This window comes from Kitasatospora sp. NPDC023120, assembly GCF_055560835.1.
Window position 1 is genome coordinate 1 of sequence record NZ_JBVHHY010000081.1, and the last position, 4,198, is coordinate 4,198.

General features: G+C 71.8%; 4 protein-coding genes, 1 rRNA gene and 1 pseudogene. 3 read left to right on the forward strand and 3 right to left on the reverse strand.

All coding sequences use genetic code 11. The annotated features are described in order from the left end of the window. Both ACZ3TI_RS40620 and ACZ3TI_RS40625 read right to left on the reverse strand, forming a co-directional pair. Positions 1 to 155 (reverse strand): annotated as a pseudogene (locus ACZ3TI_RS40620) (electron transfer flavoprotein subunit beta); the annotation flags it as partial. A gap of 267 nt (positions 156 to 422) precedes the next feature. Next, on the reverse strand, positions 423 to 872 hold the full coding sequence (locus ACZ3TI_RS40625) for a TlpA family protein disulfide reductase (protein WP_465735562.1): 450 nt from the start codon (positions 870 to 872) through the stop codon (positions 423 to 425). Between the two features lie 218 nt (positions 873 to 1,090). Between ACZ3TI_RS40625 and ACZ3TI_RS40630 the strand changes: the two genes are divergently transcribed. The 3 genes from ACZ3TI_RS40630 (at position 1,091) to ACZ3TI_RS40640 (ending at position 4,029) form a co-directional block, all read left to right on the forward strand. Then, positions 1,091 to 1,516, forward strand: coding sequence for a DUF4395 domain-containing protein (locus tag ACZ3TI_RS40630; RefSeq protein WP_465735564.1), 426 nt, complete (start codon positions 1,091 to 1,093; stop codon positions 1,514 to 1,516). A 263-nt stretch (positions 1,517 to 1,779) separates the two neighbouring features. Further along, positions 1,780 to 2,550 carry a lysophospholipid acyltransferase family protein gene (locus ACZ3TI_RS40635; RefSeq protein WP_465735566.1) on the forward strand — a complete coding sequence of 257 codons (771 nt, stop codon included), beginning with the start codon at positions 1,780 to 1,782 and terminating at the stop codon, positions 2,548 to 2,550. 195 nt (positions 2,551 to 2,745) lie between these two features. Further along, entirely contained in the window at positions 2,746 to 4,029 is a 1,284-nt protein-coding gene (locus tag ACZ3TI_RS40640) for a TolB family protein (protein WP_465735568.1), read from the forward strand. Positions 4,030 to 4,111: 82 nt separating this feature from the next. Here ACZ3TI_RS40640 and rrf read toward each other — a convergent pair. After that, positions 4,112 to 4,198, reverse strand: a 5S ribosomal RNA gene (rrf, locus tag ACZ3TI_RS40645); the annotation flags it as partial.

Consider the following 4,198-nt stretch of genomic DNA (forward strand, 5'->3'; position numbering starts at 1 on the left):
TCCGCGATCCGCAGCGCCTGCTCCACGCCGTACTCGTCCAGCTCCGACAGGAGGCCGTCCACACCCTCCCGGTCGGTGGTGTGGTCGTCCGCGAAACGACGGTCGCCCGTCGCGTCCGGCACGTACTTCACACAGACAACGATCCTCAAGCTCACGGCCTTGTCTCCTGTACTGGTCTCGTCCGGCGGCTGCGGCTGTGCAAGCGGGCGCGAACACGGAACGCACCCGCTCCGGGCAGCGAATTCCCGTGCCGGTCCGGAACTTCCTGGCAGCATACTCGCCAGTAGCTCAGCGGTCACTACTGGCCAGTAGCTTACGGCGGGCGGCTGCGTCCGCCGCCTGCGCCCATCCTGCCCCAGCCGGGGGCCGACTCCACCCACGGGACGGTCCAACAGCGTCGGGATTCCTCCCCGACGGCCCCCTCAGACCGCCCGACCGAGCGGGCCCTCCTGGCCGAGCGAGACCGCCTGGCCGAGCGCCGCGATCACGTCCGCCTTGCGCGGCTGCCCCGCCGCCCGGCGCACCACCCGGCCGTGGGCGTCCAGCACCAGCACGGTCGGCGTCCGCCGGACCTCCAGCCGGCGGACCAGCTCCAGCCGCTCCTCGGCGTCCACCTCGACGTGCTCGACACCCTCGACCATCCCGGCCACCTCGGCGAGCACCCGCCGGGTGGCCCGGCAGGGCTGGCAGAAGGCCGTCGAGAACTGCACCAGCGTCGCCCGCACGCCGAGCGGACCGCCCAGCTCCGCCTCCGACAGCAGTACCGCCCCGTCCCTCGTACCCACCCTCATCCTTCCGTCGTGCCCGGCTCTCAGCAGCCCGAACATGGTCACCAGTGCCAGCACGACAACGCACACCACCAGCCCGGTCATCCCCCCAGTCTGCGCCGACCCCGGCAGGCCCCGAAAGACGGTCGACCGCCGGGGGCCCGCCGCGTACGATCGGCCGGTGGACTCCGCGCGCTCCTCACCGCCGTTGCCGACCGCCCGCCGCGTCATCGCCCCGGGCCGGGCCGCCGGCCCCCGCCGTCGCTGACGCCCCGTCGCCGCCGTCCGCCGCTGCCGCCCGTCGCGACCCTCCCGGAGCCCCCGTGCAGACCGACCCCCGCGGTCCCCGTTTCGCTGCCGCGCTCACCTCGGCCGTCCTGATCGTCGTCCTCCTCACCGGAAGCGGCGCCCTCCTCACCGGCCAGGCGCTCGTCTTCGCCCTCGGCGCGTTCGGCGGCTTACGCCTCTGCCCGTACGACTGGCTCTTCCGCGCCCTCGTCCTGCCCCGGCTGTGTCCGCCCTCCGAGACCGAGGACGAGCGGCCGCTGCGCTTCGGCCAGGGCATCCTCCTGGTGTTCGCCGCGATCGGCATCCTCGGCTACCTCACCGGGGTGACCTGGCTCGGTCTGCTGGCCACCTCGGTCGGCCTCGCCGCCGCCTTCCTCAACGCGGCCTTCGGCTACTGCATCGGCTGCGAGCTCTACCCGGTCGTCCGCCGTGCCCAGGGCCGCCTCACCGCCGGGACCTGACCCCGCCGGGCCACCCGACCCGGCCTCCGGCGGCACCCCCGATCCGGGAACGGAAAAGTTCCCATTCGAATTCATCACGGAGATCACACCGTGAAAATCGGCTTGACCGCACGCCTCAGGTGACAGCAGGCACTCGTTCGGGGGATCATCTCCGTGTATCACCCGTGACCGCCGCGGAGTGCCGTGCTCCGGTCGGCACCGGCCGCGCAACGTCGCGGGCCCCCGCCGAACCGGGCTCCGGCCCGTGGAAGTCAGGACTGACCGTGGCAGAGTTCGTGTACCCGCCGGTGATCGGCGCCGCACTCACCGCCTTCCGCGCGCTCGACGTGCGGATCAAGATCGTGGGTGCCGAGCACATCCCCGCCAGGGGGGGAGCGGTACTGGTCAGCAATCACATCAGCTACCTGGACTTTCTCTTCGCCGGCCTCGGCGCGTACCGTGGCGGCAAGCGCAAGACCCGCTTCATGGCCAAGGACGACGTCTTCAAGCACCGGATCTCCGGCCCGCTGATGCGCGGCATGAAGCACATCCCGGTCGACCGCACCGACGGCCAGCCCGCCTACGAGGCCGCCGTGCGCGCCCTCAAGGCCGGCGAGGTGGTCGGAGTGTTCCCCGAGGCGACGATCAGCCGCTCGTTCATGCTGAAGAAGTTCAAGACCGGCGCCGCCCGGATGGCCGCCGACTCCGGCGCCCCGCTGCTACCCGTCGTCCTCTGGGGCACCCAGCAGCTCTGGACCAAGGGCCGCCCGAAGACCCTGACCAAGCGCCACGTCCCCGTCACCATCATGATCGGCGAGCCGATCCACCTCGGCCCGAACGACAAGCCCGTCATGGTCACCAGAAGACTCCGCGCCGCCATGAGCGAGATGCTCGACCAGGCCCAGCGCGACTACCCCGGCAAGCCCTCCGGCCCGGACGACACCTGGTGGCTGCCCACCCACCTCGGCGGCACCGCGCCCACCCTCGAGGTCGCCGAGGCCGAGGACGAGGCGGAAGCCCTCGCGAAGGCCGAACGCCGCGCCGCCCGGGGCTGACGACCCTTCCGTCCTCCCCTTCCGCACTCCTGTTCCCCACTGCTACTCCGTGCGATCGAGCGAGCGCCATCCGTCGCGTGTCGCCCGACCGCAGACGCCCGCCGTCTGACACAGTGACAGCTCCTTTCAGGGGGCCTTCGTCCTGGATCGGCGACGGGGGCACACGTCGAGCGGTCGCAATGTCGGAGGCGGAGAATGGCACGGATCACCGGGGAACGGCAATCACCGACAAGCAGGGCCCGCACCCGCGCAAGCGCCGGTGCGGGCCTCCTGCTTCTGGGCACCCTGCTCACCGGCTGCGGGGCCGAGCCCGGGGAGATCCCCCTCTCGGAGATCCGGCCGGAGTCCCCCTCCGCCACCCCCGAGCCGACAGCCACCACGACCCCGGGCGTGGTCGACGCGGCAGCCGGAACCCCCGCCGCGGTCACCGCACACAACGGACTGATCGTCAGCCGGGCCTACACCGACGCCTCCCGCACCACCAGCGCCATCGTCACCCTCTCCCCCGACGGCAGCAACCAGCACCAGATCACCCAGCCACCGGACCGCGCCCGCGACGACCGCCCCGACTGGTCCCCCGACGGCACCACCATCGCCTTCGACCGCACCGACCCGCAGAGCGGCGCCGCCCGGCTCTGGACCGTCGCCGCCTCCGGCGAGGGCGCGCACCAGATCGGCCAGCTCTGCGACAGCTCCAGCGGCGCCGACTGCGCCAACGAGGACGAACGCGCCCCCGCCTTCTCCCCGGACGGCAAACAGCTCGCCTTCAGCCGATCCTGGGGCACCCTGGAGCCGACCGACACCAAGCAGACCCAGTACTCGGACCTCTACCTGATGGGCTCCGACGGCGCCGACGTCCAGCGGCTCACCTTCCTCACCAACGACAAGCCGTACTCCGGCTCGGTCAGCAACCCCAGCTGGTCCCCCGACGGCAAGCAGCTGACCTTCGAGTACCGCACCAGCGCCACCGGACAGCCCGCCAACAGCCGCGCCATCTACATCGTCAACGCGGACGGCACCGGGCTCCGCCAGCTCACCCCCTGGGAACTGCGCGCTGGCGACCGCGCCGACTGGTCCCCCGACGGCACCCGGATCCTCTTCACCACCTACCCGGCCGGCGCCGAAAACGCCCCCGGCGGCGGCATCTACACCGTCCGCCCCGACGGCACCGCCATCGCCGCCCTCACCCCCGCGCCGTCCGACGCCTTCTACGGCGCCGCCGCCTACGCGCCCGACGGCCAGTCCATCGTCTTCACCCAGGCCCCCGCAGGCTCCGGTGCCGACCTCTACAGCATGCGACCGGACGGCACGGCCGTCGCCCGCCTCACCAAGACCGCCGACAAGTGGCTCAACCACGCGGCCTGGGGAACGGCGCAACCCCCGGCCGCATCGACCGAGGCCCCCCAGTCCGACACCCAGCCGCCCGCACAGGCCCAAGGGCAAGCACCGTCGGAGGAACCGCTGTCCGAGGACGAGTGAGTTGGCGGTCCGAAGAAAGCCGAAGGACCGGAAATGCGAAAAGACCCCCTCCCGATCGGGAGGGGGTCTTTTCTGAATGATTGTTCGGCGGCGTCCTACTCTCCCACAGGGTCCCCCCTGCAGTACCATCGGCGCTGTGAGGCTTAGCTTCCGGGTTCGGAATGTAACC

What these genes read in the sequence shown, in the direction of transcription:
- ACZ3TI_RS40625 (WP_465735562.1), bottom strand. Translation starts at nt 872, where the DNA reads ATGACCGGGCTGGTGGTGTGCGTTGTCGTGCTGGCACTGGTGACCATG.
- ACZ3TI_RS40640 (WP_465735568.1), top strand. Translation starts at nt 2,746, where the DNA reads ATGGCACGGATCACCGGGGAACGGCAATCACCGACAAGCAGGGCCCGC.